Source organism: Agrobacterium albertimagni AOL15 (assembly GCF_000300855.1).
Taxonomy (GTDB): domain Bacteria; phylum Pseudomonadota; class Alphaproteobacteria; order Rhizobiales; family Rhizobiaceae; genus Allorhizobium; species Allorhizobium albertimagni.
This window is the reverse complement of sequence record NZ_ALJF01000004.1, coordinates 400,685-421,312: the sequence shown is the minus strand read 5'-3', so window position 1 is coordinate 421,312 and position 20,628 is coordinate 400,685. Positions and strand designations below refer to the sequence as shown.

19 protein-coding genes and 1 tRNA gene are annotated in these 20,628 nt (G+C 61.0%); 10 read left to right on the top strand and 10 right to left on the bottom strand.

Annotated features, from left to right (window positions below):
• The coding region (locus QWE_RS25635) for a hypothetical protein (protein WP_210161673.1) at positions 1–202 on the top strand (202 nt) is incomplete at its 5' end.
• Positions 203–227: 25 nt separating this feature from the next.
• A tRNA-Met gene (locus QWE_RS06835) sits at positions 228–304 on the top strand.
• 250 nt (positions 305–554) lie between these two features.
• Here QWE_RS06835 and QWE_RS06830 read toward each other — a convergent pair.
• From QWE_RS06830 to QWE_RS06800, 7 genes are all read right to left on the bottom strand, one after another.
• Complete coding sequence (locus tag QWE_RS06830) at positions 555–1,985, bottom strand: mannitol dehydrogenase family protein (protein WP_006725366.1); 1,431 nt, start codon at positions 1,983–1,985, stop codon at positions 555–557.
• A complete protein-coding gene (gene uxuA, locus QWE_RS06825) occupies positions 1,985–3,184 on the bottom strand; it encodes a mannonate dehydratase (protein WP_006725365.1) in 1,200 nt (399 codons plus the stop codon). Before uxuA ends, QWE_RS06830 begins: the two co-directional genes overlap by 1 nt.
• Positions 3,181–4,251 carry an L-idonate 5-dehydrogenase gene (locus QWE_RS06820; RefSeq protein ID WP_006725364.1) on the bottom strand — a complete coding sequence of 357 codons (1,071 nt, stop codon included), beginning with the start codon at positions 4,249–4,251 and terminating at the stop codon, positions 3,181–3,183. The genes uxuA and QWE_RS06820 overlap by 4 nt, the downstream gene beginning before the upstream one ends.
• Before the next feature lie 56 nt (positions 4,252–4,307).
• A complete protein-coding gene (locus tag QWE_RS06815) occupies positions 4,308–5,714 on the bottom strand; it encodes a TRAP transporter large permease (RefSeq protein WP_006725363.1) in 1,407 nt (468 codons plus the stop codon).
• A 3-nt stretch (positions 5,715–5,717) separates the two neighbouring features.
• Positions 5,718–6,293, bottom strand: coding sequence for a TRAP transporter small permease (locus QWE_RS06810; RefSeq protein ID WP_006725362.1), 576 nt, complete (start codon positions 6,291–6,293; stop codon positions 5,718–5,720).
• Positions 6,294–6,361: 68 nt separating this feature from the next.
• The gene (locus QWE_RS06805) at positions 6,362–7,336 is read right to left on the bottom strand and encodes a sialic acid TRAP transporter substrate-binding protein SiaP (protein WP_006725361.1); all 975 of its coding nucleotides are present in this window, start codon (positions 7,334–7,336) and stop codon (positions 6,362–6,364) included.
• 57 nt (positions 7,337–7,393) lie between these two features.
• Complete coding sequence (locus tag QWE_RS06800) at positions 7,394–8,107, bottom strand: FadR/GntR family transcriptional regulator (protein WP_006725360.1); 714 nt, start codon at positions 8,105–8,107, stop codon at positions 7,394–7,396.
• A gap of 320 nt (positions 8,108–8,427) precedes the next feature.
• Between QWE_RS06800 and QWE_RS06795 the strand changes: the two genes are divergently transcribed.
• Positions 8,428–9,456, top strand: coding sequence for a four-carbon acid sugar kinase family protein (locus QWE_RS06795; protein ID WP_040299682.1), 1,029 nt, complete (start codon positions 8,428–8,430; stop codon positions 9,454–9,456).
• Positions 9,457–9,458: 2 nt separating this feature from the next.
• Positions 9,459–10,184, top strand: a complete 726-nt coding sequence (locus QWE_RS06790) for a FadR/GntR family transcriptional regulator (protein WP_006725358.1) — start codon at positions 9,459–9,461, stop codon at positions 10,182–10,184.
• Between the two features lie 82 nt (positions 10,185–10,266).
• Here the strand turns inward: QWE_RS06790 and QWE_RS06785 are convergent, their stop codons facing one another.
• From QWE_RS06785 to QWE_RS06775, 3 genes are read right to left on the bottom strand one after another with little or no spacing between them, the layout of a single operon-like run.
• Entirely contained in the window at positions 10,267–11,388 is a 1,122-nt protein-coding gene (locus tag QWE_RS06785) for an iron-containing alcohol dehydrogenase (protein ID WP_040299602.1), read from the bottom strand.
• A complete protein-coding gene (pdxA, locus tag QWE_RS06780) occupies positions 11,385–12,341 on the bottom strand; it encodes a 4-hydroxythreonine-4-phosphate dehydrogenase PdxA (RefSeq protein ID WP_006725356.1) in 957 nt (318 codons plus the stop codon). The genes QWE_RS06785 and pdxA overlap by 4 nt, the downstream gene beginning before the upstream one ends.
• Before the next feature lies 1 nt (position 12,342).
• Positions 12,343–13,533 carry a sialidase family protein gene (locus tag QWE_RS06775; protein ID WP_006725355.1) on the bottom strand — a complete coding sequence of 397 codons (1,191 nt, stop codon included), beginning with the start codon at positions 13,531–13,533 and terminating at the stop codon, positions 12,343–12,345.
• 233 nt (positions 13,534–13,766) lie between these two features.
• Here QWE_RS06775 and QWE_RS06770 point away from each other — a divergent pair, with 233 nt between their 5' ends.
• The 6 genes from QWE_RS06770 (at position 13,767) to QWE_RS06745 (ending at position 20,621) form a co-directional block, all read left to right on the top strand.
• Positions 13,767–14,642: a DMT family transporter gene (locus QWE_RS06770; protein ID WP_006725354.1), complete on the top strand. Its 876-nt coding sequence runs from the start codon at positions 13,767–13,769 to the stop codon at positions 14,640–14,642.
• Between the two features lie 23 nt (positions 14,643–14,665).
• Positions 14,666–16,165, top strand: a complete 1,500-nt coding sequence (locus QWE_RS06765; protein WP_006725353.1) for an ABC transporter substrate-binding protein — start codon at positions 14,666–14,668, stop codon at positions 16,163–16,165.
• Positions 16,166–16,247: 82 nt separating this feature from the next.
• Complete coding sequence (locus QWE_RS06760) at positions 16,248–17,162, top strand: ABC transporter permease (protein ID WP_006725352.1); 915 nt, start codon at positions 16,248–16,250, stop codon at positions 17,160–17,162.
• 64 nt (positions 17,163–17,226) lie between these two features.
• Complete coding sequence (locus tag QWE_RS06755) at positions 17,227–18,093, top strand: ABC transporter permease (RefSeq protein ID WP_052018089.1); 867 nt, start codon at positions 17,227–17,229, stop codon at positions 18,091–18,093.
• Positions 18,086–19,705, top strand: coding sequence for an ABC transporter ATP-binding protein (locus tag QWE_RS06750; RefSeq protein WP_006725350.1), 1,620 nt, complete (start codon positions 18,086–18,088; stop codon positions 19,703–19,705). Before QWE_RS06755 ends, QWE_RS06750 begins: the two co-directional genes overlap by 8 nt.
• Before the next feature lie 25 nt (positions 19,706–19,730).
• Positions 19,731–20,621 (top strand): dihydrodipicolinate synthase family protein, encoded by an 891-nt coding sequence (locus QWE_RS06745; protein ID WP_006725349.1) that lies wholly within the window; start codon positions 19,731–19,733, stop codon positions 20,619–20,621.
• Positions 20,622–20,628 lie beyond the last annotated feature (7 nt).

Sequence of the window (20,628 nt, the reverse complement as noted above, 5' to 3'; positions counted from 1 at the left end):
GTCGCTGCCAGGTCTGCTAAAGGCAATGTTGTCAGCTAAAAACGCTGAAAAACAATCTTCTCGACACAACATCGGCCCAAGCCGAAATCTTAGGGCCGCCAAAAGCGGTCTTTTCGCTTTCGAAAATACCGAAAAAGGCGCAAATCCAACCAGATTTGCGCCGCAAGAGACGCAAACTCAAGAGTTTGCTCTGTCGCGATAAATCCCTCAGGGATTTACGCTGGTGACGCGGGGTGGAGCAGCCCGGTAGCTCGTCAGGCTCATAACCTGAAGGCCGCAGGTTCAAATCCTGCCCCCGCAACCAAATCCCCCAACACACACATCAATCCAAAACACATCCGTCCGCGAGATGCTGCGCGTCTCCGCCACCGATAGCGGAGAGGTGTGACTGCGTTCGGGAATGAGCCGGTCCACAGTCAGGGCAACCACAGCCTAAGTGCAGACCTCACTCTAATTGGCAGCCGGAGCTCGGTCTGCCCAACCCTGTCTTGGACTTCGTAAAATAGCCGCGTCAGCACCCAAGACACTCTCACCTAAGCTGCGAATAGAAGAGCCTAACGGGGGCCCGCAGCGCCGCTATGCCAGAACGACAGGATCGCAGCATTGACGTTGTCCCGCCAGTCGCTGGCCGCCGAGAGCTCAGGCGGAAAAAGACCGGGGATTGAAAAGAAGGGTCCGGCAGGATCTATGGCATCTATCCTCGCTGCAGCCTCAAGGACCTCGCTGCGACGTGGATCGTCACAATCGGCTCGCTTCTTCACCGATGCGATCCAGACCCCCACGGCATAGGCCGTCGTGACCGCTGTCTGACCTTTCGCCAGCATTTCGACGGTCGGCGCCAAAAGCCGCTGCGGCAGTTTTTGGGTCGTGTCGAGCGCGATCTGAAGGTTGCGATGGTCGATCGTCGGATTGGAAAAGCGCGCCAGAAGCTCGTCGATATAGGCGGGAAGGTCGATGCCGGGCACCGGATCGAGCGTCGAGACGACCTCTTCCATATGCAGCCGCGCCTTGGCCGCCAGATCCGGCACGGCCATCACGTCGCGGATATAGTCAAGGTTGGCGAGGATCCCGAGATGGGCGAGCAGCGTATGCGTGCCGTTAAGCAATCGCAGCTTCATCTTCTCGTAGGGCTCAACTTCGTCGGTGAAGATTGCACCGCCAGCCTCCCAGGACGGGCGACCGGAAATAAAGTCATCCTCGATGACCCATTGCATAAATGGCTCGGTATCGATTGCCAGGGCGTCGTGGGTTCCGAGTAGTCTTTCGGCACGAAGACGGGTGGTGTCGGTAGCGGCGGGCACGATCCGGTCGACCATGGAGCAGGGAAACCGACCCTTTTCGGCGATCCAGTCGGCCAGTGCAGGATCGCGCAGTTGGGCCATCTCCAGAACCAGTCGGCGCACGACCTTGCCGTTGGATGGAAGGTTGTCGCAACAGAGAACCGTGTAGGGGGGAAGCCCTGCCGCGCGCCGTAGGGCAAGCCCCTCAACGAGGAAGCCGAGCACACCGACTGGCGCGTTCGGCGTCTCGAGGTCCGCGACAACAGCTTGATGAGCCCGGTCCAGACCACCGGTTGTCGGATCAAGCCCATAGGCCTTTTCCGACACGGTGATCGTCACCAAACGGATTGCCGGATCGGCCAGAGCCGAGAGCACACGAGCACGATCGGACGCAGCACAAATCCAGTCGACGGTCGCGCCGATGACCTCGGATTGATCGCCTGCCTCGCTGCGAGTGGTGATGGAATAGAGGCCATCCTGATTGGCGAGCGCTTCGACCGGCTCGGCCGAACGCAGGTTCACGGCAATGATGCCCCAAGGTCCGAATTCGGCCTCCAGAGCACGCTGCGTGAACACCGCCTGATGCGCCCTGTGGAAGGCGCCGATCCCGATATGCACGATGCCGGGTTTCAGTTTCGTCCGGTCAAACTGCGGTTGACGGACCGTATCCGGAAGACCCGTCGTGCTGGAGAGCCTTTGCAACATTAGCCTCCCAATCCGTATCGGGCATGCGACAGCGTGCGCTCGATGCCGCGAAGCTCTGCCAGGCCCTTGAGTCTGCCGATGGCTGGATAGCCTGGCTGTGCACCACGCGTCAGGTCATCGAGGATTTCCTGGCCGTGGTCCGGACGCATGGGAATCTGGTGATCTTCACGCCCCTCTTTCCGCCGTCTTGCCTCCTCCGTCAGGAGGGCCGCGATCACGGCCACCATGTCGGTCCCGCCTTCCAGATGCTCGTCCTCGAAAAAGGAGCAAGGGACTGTGTCGGTGTCACGGGTCACGTTGCGGAGGTGCACGAAGTGGATGCGGTCGGCAAAGCGCTTGGCAAGAAAAGGCAGATCATTGTCAGGGCGCGCGCCGAGTGATCCGGTGCAGAGTGTGACGCCGTTGGCGCTGACATCAACGGCATCCAGCATGTGCGCATAGTCCCCCTCTGTCGACAATATGCGCGGGAGACCCAGCAGTGGCCAGGGCGGATCATCGCCGTGCGCGCAGATATTGATGCCGACCTGCTGGGCGACCGGCGCGACGTCGCTGAGGAAATCGACGAGGTTCTGCTGCAGCCGTTCGCGGTTGATGCCCCGGTAGGAGCGAAGCTTTTCGAGCAGCTGCTCGAGCGTGTAGCCGTCGGCAGAGCCCGGCAGGCCGGCACCAATGTTCTTGCCAAGCGCCACAATCTTGGCGTCCAGCATGCCATGGAAACGCCGCGCTGCCTCGTCGGTCAGCCAGTCCGGATAGTCCGCGGCAGCCTGGGGTCGCTTCAGGATATGGATATCGAAGGCTGCGAAATCGACGAGATCAAAGCGCATGGCTTTGGCGCCGTGACCCGTCTCCCACCGCAAATCCGTGCGTGTCCAGTCGAGGATCGGCATGAAATTATAGCAGACCGTTCGTATGCCCGAGGCCGACAGGCGTCTGAGCGTTTCCTGCCAGTTGGCGATGTGGCGCTTCCAGTCGCCGGTCTGCGTTTTGATGTCCTCGGACACCGGAATGCTCTCGACCACATCCCAAACCAGACCGCCGGCGCGGATCTCGTCATGCCGTTTGGCAATCTCGTCTTCCGGCCAGACCTCACCGGTTGCGATGTGGTGCAGTGCGGACACGATGCCCTCGGCACCCGCCTGGGCCGCATCTCTCACACTGACTTTGTCGATGGGGCCGAACCAGCGCCAGGTATGTCTCATCTCTCGTCCTTTGGGCTTTCAGCCGTCTGTTGAAATGTGATCTGCACCTTGCAGGCCTTCGAGCGGTCACCGGCCTGTTCAAAGGCCTCGACCACCGCATCGAGCGGGAAGCTGTGCGAGATGATCGGACGCACATCGATCTGGCGCGTCGAGATCAACGCGACGGCATCTGAGAACTCCTCATGGAACCGCTGCGAACCGCGCCAGACGATCTCCTTGCCGACCAGTGCGTTGAGAGGAATGGTGACGTCGCCGGTCACGCCGACTTGGACCAGAACGCCGCGTGGCTTGATGGTCGCAAAGGCGGAACGCAGGGCAGGGCCAGCCGCCGAGCAATCGAAAACCACGTCGAAATAGCCCTTGTGCTCCGTGAATGGCAGAAGTCCGTCCGGCTCGCTTTTCACATTGATGGCTTGCGTGGCACCCATTGAGAGCGCCCGCGACAGGGCGGAGTCGGCCAGATCCGTGACCACGATCTGGCCTGCACCTGCATGACGGGCGGCAGCCACGGTCAAGAGACCGATCGGCCCTGCGCCCGTGACAAGAACGACTTTGCCATTAAGGTCGCCGGCCTGGGCCACCGCATGGAGGCAGACCGCCAGCGGCTCTGCGCAGGCCGCTTCTTCGGGTGTGACGTCGCCGCCGACCGGATGGCATTGAATGGCAGGCACCACCAGGTGTTCGCGAAACAGGCCGTCTTCATGGGGCAGCCGCATGGCCGAGCCCATGAAGCGCATGTCCAGACAATGGATGGGGTGTCCGATCCGGCAATACTGGCACTGGCCGCAGGGTTGGGACGGATTGACTGCCACAAGTTGACCGAGTTCAAGACCTTTGACACCCTCGCCGATTTCCTCCACGAAGCCGGAGGCTTCGTGACCGGCGATGATCGGTTCACGGACGCGGACCGGGCCGAAGCCGCCATCCTGGTAGTAATGCAGGTCGGAGCCGCAGATGCCACCTGCGGCCATGGCAAGGCGAACCTCGCCGGCGCGACATGCCGGATAATCGAGATGCTCGACGCGCAGGTCGCGTTCGGCATGAAGGCGGGCAACGCGGGTTTGCATCGCAAGAAGACCTTTCGTTCAAGACGGAGACCGGCCCGCTCAAGCGGACCGGTCGATCAACGGATAAGACCGAGTTGTGTCGGCAGCCACATGGTGATGGCTGGGATGAAGGTGATGAGGCCAAGCGCCAGGAAGAGCGGGATCATCCAGGGCAGGATGGCCAAGGTCGTCTTTTCCACCGACAGTTTGGAGATGCGTGCAAGCACGAACAGCACCATGCCGACGGGTGGGGTCAGAAGCCCGATCATCAGGTTGAGGGTGATGACGACGCCCAGATGCACCGGATCGATGCCATAGCGGGCTGCAACCGGCATCAGGATCGGCACAAGGATGCTGATGGCAGCAATCGTATCGAGGAAGGCCCCGACGACCAGCAGCAGGATGTTGACGATGATCAGGAAGGTCCACCAGTTGTCGGTGAGCCCGAACATGAAGTCCGAGAATAGCTGTGCTGCCTGGCTCACCGTCAACAACCAGGCGAAGATCGACGCGGCGGTGACGATGAACAGCACCGAGGCCGTGGTTTCGATCGTGTCGAACGACGCCTTTGCCAGCGTTCTCACCGTCATCGTCCGGTAGCGAACGAGCCCGAGAAACAACGACCAGAGAACGGCAGCCACGGCCGCCTCTGTTGGTGTGAACCAGCCCATCGTCATGCCGCCGATCAGCAGCACGGGTGTCATCAACGCCATGACCGCGGAAAAGTCGAAATACCAGTCGAGCGCCACGAGAACCGCAAGTCCGATCAGCACCGCGACATTGACCGACATTCCCGCCAGGATCATCAGGTAGATGGCGACAGGGAAAGCGAGGACGATCACCACTTCCAGCGAGGCAGCCAGCAATTGCTTCAGCTCGAATGGCGTATCAGAGCCCCAGCCCTTGCGCTTGGCGAAGATGTACACCGTCAGCATCATCAGGATCGCCATCACGACCCCCGGCACGATACCAGCCATGAACAGGGCCCCGATCGAGGCATTGGCCATCATGCCGTAGATCACGAAGGGCAGGGATGGCGGGAAGATGGGCCCCAGAGTGGCCGAGGCCGCGGTGACCCCGACAGCCGCCTCCACCGGATAGCCATGATCCTTCATGGCCTTGATTTCGATGGTGCCAATGCCGGCGGCATCGGCAAGCGCCGTTCCGGACATGCCGGAAAAAACCACCGAGCCGATGATGTTGACCTGCGCCAAGCCACCTTTCATCCAGCCGACCAGTGACAGGGCGAACTTGTAAATGCGGCCCGTCACCCCGGCAATGTTCATGAGATTGCCGGCCAGGATGAAGAAGGGCACCGCAATCAGCGGGAAGCTCTCGACGCCGGCGATCATGCGTTGAGCGGCGATGATGTCAGGAGCAACGCCGTAGATCACGAGATAGGCGAGCGACGCGACGGCCATAGAGACCGCAACCGGTGTGCCGAGGATCAAGAGAAACAGAAAGGAACCGATGAGAAGCAGCATGGTCTAGATTCCCCCTGCGTGAATGTCTTCCTGCGCCTTCTGGCGCGCGGTTTTCGCCCCCGTCAGATCCTTGACGAGGTTATGGACAGAGCGGGCAAACATCAGCGCAAAGGCTGCAAAGACGGTGTAGAAGACGATGCCGCGCGGCAGGTCCACGGTGACCATGCGCTCCTCGCCGACGATCTCCAGATAGCGCCACATCAGCCAGGTCATGTAGGCGAAGAAGGCGATGCCGATGGCATCGACGACCGTTTCGAGCACCCTGACCGCCCGTGTTGGCAGAAACCGGTAGAGCAGGTCCACCTGGATATGCCGCATGGTGCGCACGCACATGACGGACCCCATGAAGACGACAACAACGAGACAATTGGCGGCGATTTCCTCGGTCCAGGAAAAGCTGTTGTTCAGGACGTAGCGGGTAAAGAACTGCAGAAACACGGCGAGGCCCATGCCCCAGAACACTGCCAGCGTCACCCAATCCTCGATGGCGTGATGGGATAGATCGACGGGTGCTGCCTCCTCCTCGAAGGCATGCGCCATCTCTTCCACACTGATCGGCGCGTGCGGGTGCTCCGTCATGGGTCGGCTCCAATTCTCGATGATTTCAGAAGGAGTCCCGGCGCCTGACTGGCGCCGGGATGGCGCTATTACTGGATGGCGCGGATGGCTTCCCAATCAGCCTTGTCGTAGCCGAAGTCCTCGAACTTCGCCTTGGCGAGGACATTCTCTTCGAAGTCAGCCTTGTCGACTTCGGTGACTGTGATGCCCTTTGCCTTGAACTCGTCGACCAGCGCCTTTTCACGGGCTTCGATCGTCTTCGTCGTGCGGGCCGCTGCTTCCAGCATCACCTCGGTGAAGATCGCCTTGTCTTCATCCGACAGACTTGCCCAACGGGTCTTGGAGACGACCGTGTTCAGGTGGTCGACGATGTGGCCGGTCAGCACGATGTTCTTCTGAACCTCGTAGAACTTCTTGGCCTCGATCGTCGTCAGCGGATTTTCCTGGGCTTCAACCGTGCCGTTTTGCAGGGCGAGATAGACTTCCGCAAAGGCGATCGGCGTTGTGTTGGCACCGCAGGCCCGCGGCATCGCCAGATAGGCCGGAACATCCGGTACGCGGATCTTCAAGCCCGCCATGTCTTCGCATTTGGCGATGGGTCGGTTTGACGTGGTATGCCGTGTTCCATAGTAGCTGACGGCAACGATATGGTTGCCGGTCTTCTCTTCATAGCCGGCCGTCAGCTTCTTGAAGACGTCGCTCTTGGTGTAGGCCAGGAGATGGCTCGGGTCGCGGAAGATGTAGGGATAGTAGGTCACGCCGATCGGATTGTGATCGCGTGCGGCAAAGCTCGAGCCGGAGATGATGATATCGACGGTTCCGAGCTTGAGGCCCTGGTTGATGTCAGCTTCCTTGCCGAGCTGCGAAGCCGGGAAGACGTCGATCTTGTAGCGGCCATCGGTCCGCTTGTTGATCTCTTCTGCCGCCCAGACGGAATCCGTGTGGAAGGGCTCCGAAGTCTCGTAGACATGGGCCCATTTCAGAACGGTCTCGGCATGGACCGAGACAGTGGACGCGACAATCACCGCCGCTGCTCCAAGAAGCGTCTTAAGTGTCAGTTTCATGTTTTCCTCCCATTGAAACAGAACTCTTTGGAAACCGTGGGCGCGAGGCCCGAACGGTCAGTCTTCTCTGGTCGGCTCCTCCTCAAAGCTTTCCGAGAATCTCTTCTGCGCCAGCGTCAGATGACGCCGCATGGCCTCTCGGGCACCGTCCGGGTCCCGAGCTGCGATCGCGTTGCGAATGATGCGGTGCTCTTCGAGCGCCAGCTTCCAGGTATGCGGCCCCTCGAAATAGCTGGCCAGCTTCTTGAAATACGGCGACATGCGCGAATCGTAGATCAGACCGGTGAAGTGCTTGAGCGCCGAATTTCCGATGATGTCGGCAATCGCCGTGTGGAAATCGCGGTCACACGCCAGTGCCACCGCGCCATCGTCCAGTGCGCCCTCCATGCGCTCCAGAATGGCGTCGATCCGCATGAGACCTTCCGCCGTCGCAAGCCTTGCGGCCTCTTCCGCGATGCCACTTTCAATCAGGCAGCGCGCCTGCAGGATTTCCAGCGGGCCTTCGCTGTCGTCATTGGCGGCACTCTCTTGGGCTGGCCGGGGCCGGCTGCTGATATAGACACCAGAGCCCATACGGATCTGAATGTGTCCCTCGACCTCCAGCACGATCAGTGCCTCACGGACGGTGGGTCTCGAGACTGAAAAGCGGTCTGCGAGCTCGCGCTCGGGCGGAAGCCGCGAACCCGGCTTCAATTCACCCGTTTCGATAAGCGCACGGATCTGCTCCGCGACCTGGCGATAAAGCCGGCGCGGCTCCAAAGCCACGAACATGGAATTCCTCCGAGCGCATCACTCCCCTGATGCGCAGGCGGTCAGATTGTCTGACCAATTTCGAGTATGAGTTTTTTAACGATGGTGTCAAGCGGGTTGCCACAGAGCCGAGCATAGCGGCGAGGACCATGATGGAAGGTTGCAACCGAACCAAGAGCTGCGCGCGACAGCAACGCAAAAAGGCAATCAAGCGCTGAAAAGCAGTCGCATCGCTTCCGACCCGGTGTCCCTCTCCAGTGATGATTTGTTACCATGGTGTTGCATCCTGCTGGAAATGCGACCATATTTCAATCGAGAAGATAACAACATGGAGCAGGATGGTGCTTGTCATCATTGCCGATGATTTGACGGGAGCACTGGACTCCGCCGCTCCGTTTGCCGCGCGCGGGCTGCATACGGAAGTCGCCCTGACACCGAATGCGGTGAAGTCAGGGATTTTGCAGGCGCCGGAGGTGCTGTCCATCAATCTGGCCTCTCGGGAAAAGCCTGCAGAAGACGCGTTCCGAGCCCTGCGTCAGGTGATGGAAACGCTGCCATCCGATGTCATTCTGTTCAAGAAGGTCGACTCCCGCCTCAAGGGACATATCTCGACTGAACTCGATGCCATTCCATTCACAAGGGCACTCGTTGCACCCGCCATCCCGGCCTTTGGCCGTTTCGTTCGTGAAGGGCATGTCCAGGGATTTGGAGTGTCCACGCCGATCTCCGTGGCGAACGCCTTGAGACATCATGCCGAGCGCTGCAGCATCGTCGATGCAACAACGGATCAGGATCTGAGTGACGCTCTCACGCATGCCCGCGCCGAAGGCATTGACCTCTTCATCGGTGCAAGGGGGCTTGCCGAGGCACTGGCCTTGGAAATGACCGGGCAACCGATGTCCGAACTGGTTGAGCCGCCCATCGGCCCTGCACTCTTTGTCATCGGATCGCATGATCGGATCACCGTGGAGCAAGTGGATCGGCTGCGCGAGATGGAGGCAGTAAGCTACCAACCCGCACCCAACGGCATCTTGAAGACTGTCGGCCAACCGCAGACATTCCCCATGCTCGTGCAGGCGGTCTCCGGGGACACAGAGATAAGCTCGGAGGAGGTCGCTCGAAACCTTGCGTCGTCAGTGCATCCCGGTTTGACTGAAGGTGCCCGGACACTCCTCCTCTGCGGCGGTTCGACCGCTGAAGCCGTTATGGCTCGCATGGGGATCGAGTGTTTCCGGTTGCAGGGGGAATGCCTGCCAGGGCTCGGGCTAGCCTATGCCGATGGACATTGTATCATTGCCAAATCAGGCGGATTCGGAGTGCCGGAGACATTGGTGACGCTCGCCGAAAAACTGCAGGGGGGCAGGGGCTGATAATGGGACTGCAAAACGGAACGCCACGGAAAAGTCTGGCCGACCTGGTTTTCGAGCGAATGCACAGGGCGATCAAATCGGGCGCCTACCAGTCGGACGAGCGCCTGCCGACCGAGCACGATCTTGCGATCGAGTTTGAGGTTTCGCGCCCCATTGTCCGGGAAGCCCTTCGCCGGCTACGCGAGCAGGGTTTTATTTATTCGCGGCGCGGTGCCGGCAGCTTCGTGCGATCCGTCGGTATGAAACAGCCGCTCGGTTTCGGTCAGCTCGAGAATGTCGCGGATCTTCTCAACTGCTATGAATTTCGCCTGACCCTCGAGCCGGCTGCGGCTGAGGCCGCCGCCATGCGCCACACGCCGGCTGCGCTCGCGTCGATCCGAGAGGCGCTCGAATTGATGCGTGACGCGACCAACCGCCAGGCGCATCGCGAAGATGCCGATTTCCAGTTCCACCTTGCGATCGCGCGCGCCGCCAACAACACCTATTTCTCGACCGCCATGGAGGCCCTGAAGGACCACATCGCCGTCGGCATGCGCTTTCACGGTGTCTCGGTCAAACGGGACGCAGCTGGGCTGTCGCGCGTGTTTGCCGAGCATGAAGCGATAGCAGCTGCGATTGCGGCGGGTGAAGGCGCCCGGGCGAAAGAGCTCATGCATGCTCATCTGACAGGTTCGCGCGCCCGTCTCTTCCAGACGAGTGCATCATTGACGGCCCTGCCGGACGGCTGAACGGGTATCTGCGTAACGCTCGATCTGACAACTGAAAAAGGGGCCGATGGCCCCTTTTTCTTTTAGTCGGAATGAGAAGCCTTCAATAGGCAGCTCGATAGATCGCCAGAACATCCTCGACAGCCATGTCGGCCGGGTTGTTGTCCATCAGGCGACGATTGGCATGGGCCTCGGCCGCATATCCCGCCAGTGCGTCTTCCTTTGCGCCATGCCGGGAAAGCTGCATCTCGATATCGAGGTCCGTGCAGAAGAGGCAGGCATTCTCAAGCAGGGCATCAGGCGAGTTGGCGCTGAAGCCGAGCGCTTCCGCTACTTCCGCTGTCTTTTCGGCGACGACCCGCTGGTTGAAAGCGAGAACATGCGGGAAGACGATGGCGTTTGCCAGCCCGTGTGGCAGACCGAGACGCGTGCCGAGCGGATAGGCGATTGCGTGACCCGCTGCCGTGTTGACCGGACCGAGGCAGATCCCGCCATAATAGGAGGCGAGCATCATGCCTTCGCGGGCTTCGGTGTCGGAACCATCCTTGACCGCGCGGGCCAGATATTTGCCGACGAGTCGGAAGCCCATGCGGGCGAAACCGTCGATCATCGGATGGGCACGCTTATTGGTGAAGGCTTCGACGCAATGCGCCATGGCATCGACGCCGGTTGCGGCAGTGACGGCGGGCGGGACGGTGAAGGTCAGCTGGGGATCGAGAACGGCCGCATCGGCGATCATGTGCGGACTTTCAACCGCGATCTTCGCACCCTTGACCGGGTCGGTGATCAGCGAACGTATGCCGGCTTCCGATCCGGTTCCGGCCGTCGTTGCGACCTGGATCAACCGGGTGTTGCGACCAGCGACCTTGTTGGGGCCGGCGACGTCGGCCAGCGTCTGCTCGCTGTCCCAAAGCGCAGCCACGAGCTTTGCCACGTCGAGAACCGATCCGCCGCCGAGGCCGATAACGGCCTGAGGTCTGACCCGGCGGGCGACGGCAAGTGCCGCGTCGAGTGTCGCTACATCGGGTTCGCCTGGGATCGCGTCGAAGATTTCGATCTTTCCCGGAAGCTTCAGACGATCGACAAAACCTGCGGTGATCGGCGTCGCAATGACGAGTGTAGCCGTGGCATCCGCCACAAGGTTGCCGACCTCCCCGATCGTCCCGGCGCCGACGATGAGCCGACGCGGCTGGTGAAGGGTGATGGATGCTGTCATCGAAGTCATCCTTGCTTTGCCTTGCCAGCGACCAGCTTGCGGGCATAGGCGATGGCGGAGTTCATATTGCCGTGGTTGGCGATGCCCTTGCCGGCGATGTCGAAGGCGGTGCCGTGATCGACTGAGGTGCGGTCGATCGGCAGCTCGACGGAGACGTTGACGGCCGTGTCGAAAGCGACGAGCTTGATGGGGATGTGGCCCTGGTCGTGATATTGCGCGACCACGAGGTCAAAGGCGCCGGAATAGGCGCGGTAAAAGACGGTGTCGGCGGAGATCGGTCCCTGCACGTCGATGCCCTCGGCGCGCGCGGCCGCGACCGCTGGGGCGATCTGGTCGTCGTCTTCGGTGCCGAAGAGACCGTTTTCGCCGCAATGCGGATTGACGCCTGCAACCGCGATGCGCGGCTTGTCGTAGCCGACGCGCTTCAGGTGGTCGTTGCCGGCCTTGATGGTCGCGAGCACGCGTTCGGTCGTTGCCCGGCGGATCGCTTCCTGAAGCGAGACATGGGTCGACACGTGAATGACCTTCAGTCTTTCCGCGGCAAGCAGCATATAGGCGGCCTTCGAGCCCGTCAGGCTGCGCAGCATGCCGGTATGGCCGTCATAATGGTGGCCGGCGAGGTTCAGGGCCTCCTTGTTGATCGGGGCCGTCACGATGCAGCTGATCGCTCCCGCTTCCGCATCGCGGACTGCCTTTTCGATGAAGCGGAAGGCGGCGTCGCCGGCGACCGGGCTCAAAGTGCCCCAGGGAAGCGGAGCGCCTTCCACCTCGACGTCGACGACATGTGGGGCGAGATCGATGGACAGGCCGAGCGCGTCACGCGCGGCGTTCAAGGTCGCGAGATTGCCGTATATGCGTGTGGCCGCGCGATCTTCGGCCGACATCTCGGCCAGAGCACGGACCGAAATTTCGGGCCCGACGCCGCAGGGATCGCCCATGGTGATGCCGATAATGCCGCTCATGTCAGTCTCCGTTTCCGGTACGATCCCAGCCGGGGGCGAGCCGGACATATTTGATCGCGCGTCGGTGATAGGTGTAGGCGATATGGAGCGATCCATCCTGATCTGCCAGCAGCCAGGGATAGGACATTTCCTTGTTTCGTCCATCGGTGGAATCGTTGGACAAGCAGGTTCCCGGGCCATCCTCGATCTGGATCCGCTGCGGGAATGTCAAACCGCCATCGCTAGAGATGCAAACCGTCACAGGAGCTCGCGGCACTCCCCAGATAGGGGCGCAGCCCCCGGTCGGGTCCGCCTCCGGCCTGTCGTCTTCCTCACCGAGTTCGTCGTAGAGGGAGGTGCGACGGTCCAAGGAGGCCGCAGCGTTGACGGGATTGCAGATGATTGCAACACGCCCGTCGTCCAAGGCGATGGCCGCGATGGAGGAATTGTTGTTGGGCAGATCGGTCGGTGCGGGCGCGCTCCAGGTCCTGCCAGCATCATGGCTCTCCGTCCGGTAGACGAAATCCGCCTGGCGACGTCGGAAAAATGCGGCCATCGTCGTGTCGCCCAGAGCGACGGGGGACATGTGCACGCAGCCAATCGATTGGCTGAGCTCTTCCAGTCGCCAGGTCGCGCCGCCGTCTTCGCTGATGCCAATGGCGGCGGTGTCGTGGCTGCCGTTCCACTTCTGGCCGGGGCGCGGGATGCATCGGAAGATCGGCAAGAGCCAGGTCCCGTCGGCGCGGATCGCGACCGGGGCCCGTACGAAGCTGCCGCGGGGCAGGTCGAGATAGCGGCCTTCGGTCGCCCTCAAGCGCGTCGGGTCCTCCGCGTCGACGCTGATTTCGGACATGCGGATCCGGCACTCGTCCTGATTGCCAGAGGGTTGCGACGTGTGGAACAGAAGCAGCCGCCCGTCGGGTGCCTGAAACAGCACGGGGTTCTGCTCGGAATGATCAGGATCGGAACTCAGCCGCTGCGGCGCGCCCCAGGCGTTTTGACCGGCTACGAGCACTGACGCGTAGATCGAAATGTCCGACTTTCCTTCGAGTGATCCGCCAAACCACGCGCAGATCAGACTTCCGTCTGCCTGTCTGTGCAGGAAGGATGCGTGGTTCTGCACCATAGGCGACGGAAGATAGGCCTCGGTCCGATCGGAATCCGACGTCGTGAGTATGCCGGTCATCTGCCGGGCAATGTCATCAGGTGTCATGGAATGCTCCTCTTGCCCTCCGAAGTTCGCCATTTTTCCAAAGTTGTCAAGTTTGTTTATGTTGTAAGTCGCTGGATGTTGGCCGAATGATTCTATCAAACACCTGAAAAGATTGCTTTAAATTCACACCTTTCGGCATCAAACATTTTACATTGGGAAATCATTTGACAAACATGCTGGGAAGTTGGATGTTTTTAAACATGCCGACGTGGAGGTCGGTCCGGGAGGATGGCATGCATGCAGTAGAGAAAGGCGAGCGGGTTCCCGCCGCAGTGCTCTTTGCAGTCGGAGCGGCAGCACTGGCTGCATCCGATGCCGTCATCGTGCGTGCTCTGGATGGTGCCGTGCATCCCTTCGTGATCGCCTTTTTTCGCGCCTTGTTCGGTGCCATCGTGCTCTTGCCCATCGTTGTTCTGCGGCCAAAGGTGCTGCAATCCACGCATACGCTTGGTCAGCACGGCATCCGGGCGCTGTTCAAGCTTTTCGCAATGGTGGCCTTCTTTGCGGCCTTCAGCATGGGGCCGCTTGCGGACGTCACGGCCATCGCCTTCATGTCGCCAATCTTTGTCGTGCTTGGCGCCGCAGTTCTTCTCGGGGAACGGCCTGGCCTTTCGATGCTGTTTGCCGTCGTGGCTGGCTTTTGCGGGGCCATGGTCATTGTCGGGCCATCGCCTTCTGGTTTCACGCTCGCGATCGGGCTCGCTTTCGCGGGTGCGCTTCTGCAAGCTGCGATCCAGTTGATCCTGAAGTCGATGTCGCGCGGCGATGCGACCTCGACCCTGGTGGTCTGGAACCTTCTTTTGACCGTGCCGATCTCGTTGGTGCTCGCCGTGCCCTTCTTCGCCATGCCGGGAAACCGGGAGTTGGTTCTGCTCGCGGTTCAGGGGGTGGTCGGCACAAGCTGCATGGGGCTGATGACGCATGCCATGTCGCTTGCCCCTGCAAGCATCGTCGCGCCGGCCGATTTCCTGCGATTGCCACTCGTGGCGGTCGGCGGTTTTGCCCTGTTCAATGAAACCATCGCTCTGACGACAATGGTCGGCGCTGTTCTGATCTGCCTTGCAGCACTTATCGCTGCGCGCTCGCGAGGCGTGAAAGCTTCAAACTGAATTCATCTGGGAGGAGAATGGAAATGAGAAAGACTGCATTGTTGTGTGCCCTTGCCATGGGCACGTCCCTGTCGCCGGCCTATGCCGGGTCCGGCCCGATCAAGGTCGTGCTCGCCGAAGAGGCCGATCTGCTCGAGCCCTGCATGGCGACGCGCTCGAATATCGGCCGCATCATCATGGAAAATGTCAGCGAAACGCTGACCGAACTTGATGTTCGCGGCGGCACCGGCGTGCAGCCGCGCCTCGCCGAGAAGTGGGAGCAGAATGCCGACGGCAGCTGGCGCTTCCATCTGCGCCAGGGCGTCACCTTCTCCGACGGCAGCGCCTTCGATGCGAAGGATGTCAAGCACAGCTTCGACCGCATGATGAGCGACACGATCACCTGCGAGTCGCGGCGTTATTTCGGCGGTATGACGGTCACGCCGACCATCGTCGATGACTTCACCGTCGATTTCAAGGCCGAGCCGGTCCAGCCGATCCTGCCTCTGCTTCTGTCGCTCGTCACGATCGTTCCCGAGGAGACGCCTCTCGAATTCGTTCGCGAGCCTGTTGGAACCGGTCCCTACAAGCTCACCAACTGGACGCCGGGACAGCAGATCGTTTTGACGGGTCGCGACGACTACTGGGGTGAGAAGCCTGAGGTGACGGAAGCCACATATCTGTTCCGCGCAGATCCTGCGGTCCGTGCGGCCATGGTGCAGGCGGGCGAAGCAGATCTGTCGCCCTCGATCTCGCAGGTGGAGGCCACCAATCCGGCGACTGACTTCTCCTATCTCGACAGCGAAACCGTCTATCTGCGTATCGACCACAATATCGAGCCGTTGAACGACGTTCGCGTGCGTCGGGCGCTCAACCTCGCCGTTGATCGCGAAGCCTTCCTCGGTACCCTTCTGCCGGACAGCGCACTGCTCGCCACGGCCATCGTGCCACCACCGACACTCGGCTGGAATCCGGATGTCAAGGTGCCGGCCTATGATCCCGACGCGGCCAAGAAGCTGCTCGAGGAGGCCAAGGCAGATGGCGTAAAGGTCGATACCCCGATCACCGTCGTCGCCCGTTCGGCAAACTTCCCGAACGTCACCGAAATCATGGAAGCGATCCAGCAGCAGCTGCAGGAAGTCGGCTTCAACATCGAGCTGAAGTTCGTCGAAGTGGCCGAGCACGAGCAGTATTATTCGAAGCCCTTCGCTGAAGGTCGTGGCCCCCAGATCGTCGCTGCGATGCACGACAATTCCAAGGGTGATCCTTCCTTCTCGATGTTCTTCAAATATGCGACCGAAGGCACCCAGTCGGGCTTCTCCGACCCCAAGGTGGACGACCTGATCACGCGCGCTTCGGCTGCCGTCGGCGATGAGCGTGCCAAGCTCTGGTCGGAACTGATCGCCTATCTGCATGACGAAGTCGTCGCAGATGTGCTTCTCTTCCACATGGTCGGCTTCTCGCGTGTTTCCGAGCGACTGGATTTCAAGCCGACGATGGCGACGAATTCCATGCTCCAGCTCTCCGAGATCAAGATCAAGTAATCGCCGGGCGGCACGCGCCGTCCATTTCAAGGCAAGTCATGCGGCGGGATGATCCCGCCGCACCGTTTTCTCCGAGGACGCCATGCTGAGCTTCATCCGAAAACGCGCCGTGGCCAGTCTGATCTCGCTGATCGGGCTTGTGGTCATGGTCTTCTTCCTCTCACGGTTGACCGGCGATCCGGCTGCCCTGTTCCTGCCGGTCGAGGCTTCAGAGGAGATGAAGAACCAGTTTCGGGAACTGCATGGTCTGAACGATCCACTGCTGGTGCAGTTCGGCCGCTATATGGGCGATGTCGTCACCGGTGATCTCGGGGATTCCCTGCGCAAGGCGCGTCCGGCACTCGACGTGGTGCTCGAAGCCTTCGTCTGGACGCTATGGCTCGCGGTTATCACTATGAGCTTGGTGACCGCTGCTGCCATCGTGGTCGGCTCGCTCGCCGCTTTCCGGGCCGGGGGCTTCTTCGACCGGTTCTCGTCCATCGTCTCGCTTGTGGGAGCGTCCGTCCCGGATTTCTGGCTGGCGATCGTCGCCATTGTCGTGTTCGCTGTGAACCTTGCCTGGTTGCCGACTTCGGGCACTGGCACGATATGGCACTGGATCCTGCCGATATCGGTGCTATTCGTCCGTCCCTTCGGCATCATCGTCCAGGTGGTGCGCGGCTCCATGATCACGGCGCTTTCATCGGCCTATGTGAAGACCGCGCGTGCCAAGGGCGTGAAGTCGACCCCCATCATCTTCATCCATGCGTTGCGCAACGCCATGCTGCCTGTGATCACCGTGATCGGCGACCAGGCCGCGAGCCTCTTGAACGGTGCCGTCATCATCGAGACCATTTTCGGCTTTCCGGGTGTCGGCAAGCTGATGATCGATTCCATCCTGCAGCGTGACTTCAATGTCGTGCTGGCCGCGATCCTGGTCACGGCACTCGCCATCTTTCTCATGAACCTGTTGATCGATCTCGCCTATGCGCTTCTCGATCCGCGCATCCGGAACTGAGGAGGAGAGGTCCTTGTCCATCGACGCCGCTGTCATCATCGACGAGCCTCCCTTCCTCAAGCGCATGTTTCGCATGCTGCTGGCCGACAAGTTCGCGCTTTGCGCCGCGATCTTTCTCCTCGTCATCCTGGCGATGGCCATCCTTGGCCCGAGCTGGCTCGGGGACCTCGCGACGAAGCAAAACCTGCGCGGCCGAAATGCAGCACCCTTCGATTTCGAGAGGGCCTGGGTCTGGTGGATGGGCGCGGATGCGCTTGGTCGGCCGTTGCTGGCCCGCATCATCGTCGCCACGCAAAACACGGTGATGGTCGCGGCCGGCGCCGTGCTGATTTCGGCTGTCATCGGAACGGTTCTCGGCCTGATCGCCGGCTTCTCTTCTCCGCGGGTCAGCCAGATCATCATGCGGCTCGCCGACGTGATCATGTCCTTTCCGTCGCTGCTGATCGCGGTCATCGTGCTTTACATCCTCGGCTCCTCGATCTTCAATCTGATGATGGTGCTCGCGATTACCCGCATCCCGGTCTATCTGCGCACCACGCGGGCCGAGGTGCTCGAGATCCGCGAACGAATGTTCGTCCAGGCGGCGCGCGTCATGGGCGCTTCCAGCAAACGCATTGTCTTCCGGCATATCCTGCCTGTGGTCTTGCCCACCTTGACCACGCTCGCCACCCTCGACTTCGCCTATGTCATGCTGGCCGAAAGTGCCTTGTCCTTCCTTGGCATAGGCATCCAGCCGCCGGAGATCACCTGGGGCCTGATGATCAGCCAGGGGCGGCAATATCTGACCAACGCCTGGTGGCTCTCGTTCTGGCCGGGACTCGCGATCATCCTCACAACGATGTCGCTGAACCTTCTGTCCAACTGGTTGCGGATTGCGCTCGATCCGGTGCAGCGCTGGCGTCTGGAAATGAAAGGGGCCAAGAATGGCTGACCATCTTCTCGAAGTCCGCAATCTCTCCGTGGAGTTTCATACGGCGGTCGGCGTGGTGAAGGCCGTGCGCAACATGTCCTATCATCTCGACCGCGGTGAGACGCTGGCAATCCTCGGCGAAAGTGGCTCGGGCAAGTCTGTCTCGTCTTCGGCGATCATGAACCTGATCGACATGCCGCCGGGACGCATCTCCTCGGGCGAGATCCTGCTCGACGGTGTCGACCTGCTGACAATGCCGCTGTCGCAGCGTCGTGAGATCAACGGTCGCCGCATTGCCATGATCTTCCAGGATCCGCTCAGCCATCTCAATCCGGTTTACACCGTCGGCTGGCAGATCCGCGAGGCCCTGACAACGCATGGCACGGATGCAACCAAGGCGCAGGCCGAGTCGCTACGCCTTCTCGGGCGTGTCGGCATTCCCGACCCCGAAAACGCCCTCGAAAAATATCCGCACGAGTTTTCCGGCGGTCAGCGCCAGCGCGTCATGATCGCAATGGCGCTCGCCCTCCGTCCCGATCTCCTGATCGCGGATGAGCCGACGACAGCGCTCGATGTCACCGTGCAGGCCGAAGTGTTGGCGCTTCTCAAGGAGTTGCAGCGCGAGACCGGCATGGCGGTTCTCATCATCACGCATGATCTCGGCGTCGTAGCCGAGATCGCGGACCGTGTCGTGGTGATGGAAAAGGGCGTTCTCGTCGAGGCCGGCACCGTGCGCGAGGTCTACAAGAACCCGCAGCATCCCTACACGAAGAAGCTGATTGCAGCAGCCCCCGGCAAGGGCGCGATGCATGAGCCGCTGAAAGGCGCCGAACCGGTTTTGAGCGTCCGAGACGTTCACAAGAACTATGGCGCCTTCGCAGCCTTGAAAGGTGTTTCCTTCGACTTGCTGGCCGGCGAAACGCTTGCCGTCGTCGGCGAAAGCGGTTCGGGAAAATCGACTCTCGCCCGCATCCTGTTGAGGCTCGACGAGCCGGATTCCGGCTCGGCGCTGTGGAAGGGCAGGGACCTTTTCACCTTGTCTCCGGCCGAGCTCTACAAGCTCCGCCGCGATCTGCAGATGGTCTTTCAGGATCCGACCCAGTCGCTCAATCCGCGCATGACCGTCTACCAGCTGATCTCGGAGGCCTGGGTTATCCATCCGGACATCCTGCCGAAGTCCAAATGGCGGGAGCGTGTCGCAGAGCTTCTGACCCAGGTGGGCTTGGGGCCTGAGCATATGGGGCGCTATCCGCACCAGTTCTCCGGCGGGCAGCGACAGCGCATCGCGATTGCCCGAGCGCTCGCGCTGGAGCCGCAGCTCATCATCTGCGACGAAGCCGTTTCTGCCCTCGATGTCTCGGTCCAGGCGCAGGTCATCGCGCTTCTCGACAAGCTGCGCCGCGAAATGGGCATTGCCTTCATCTTCATCGCCCATGACCTGCCGGTCGTGCGCGACTTCGCCGACCATGTCATGGTCATGCAGAAGGGCGAGGTGGTCGAACTCGGCACAGTGCGCGAGATCTTCGAGACGCCGAAGCAAGCATACACCCAGGCACTGCTCGCAGCAGGGCTCGATCCCGACCCGGATGTGCAGGCGCAAACCCGCGCCGCTCGCCTAAGCCGCGCCTCCTGAACCTTTTAATTACCGGAGAATACTGATGTCGAAAAAGGCCTTCGTCGCGCTCGTCACCTGCTTCAACGAGGACGAGACGATCAATTACGATGCCACCCGCGCACAGGTGCGCCGTCAGGTGGCGGCCGGCAACAACATCATGTGCGCCGGCACCAATGGCGACTTCACCGCGCTCACCTTCGAGGAAAAGGTGAAGCTCGCAGAAGCCGTGGTCGATGAAGTCGGCGGCAAGGTCGACGTGATCGTCAATGCCGGCATGCCGGCGACCTTCGAGACGATCAAGCTCGCGAAGGAGTTCGACCGGATTGGTGTGACTGCGATTGCCGTCATCACGCCCTTCTTCATCGCCTGCACCCAGGATGGCCTTGTCAGGCATTTCTCGACGGTGGCCGATGCGGTGAAGACGCCGATCTATCTCTACGACATCCCCGCCCGGACCCAGAACCACATCGAGCCGGAAACGGCGCGCAAGCTCGCGTCCCATGGCAACATCGCCGGCATCAAGGATTCGGGTGGTGCAAAGGAGACGCTGGAAGCCTATCTTGCGGTGTCTCGCGACATGCCCGCCTTCGACGTCTATTCCGGGCCCGACCATTTGGTGCTCTGGGCCCTGCAAAACGGCGCGGCTGGCTGTATCTCCGGTCTCGGCAATGCGCTGCCGGATGTGCTCGCCGGTATTCTCAAGGGTTACAACAGCGGCGATATCGCGGAAGCCGAGCGCCAGCAGGCGATCTTCACGGCGTTCCGCACCGATCTCTATGCGCTCGGCTTTGCGCCAGCCATGGTCAAGCGGGCGCTCTACCTGCAGGACGCCTCTGTCGGTGCCAGCCGCCAGCCGGCACTTCTGCCGGATCCGGAGCAAGATGCGAAGATCGGCGAAATCCTCACCCGCTATGGCATTTTTGGCAAAGGCTGATCGGCAC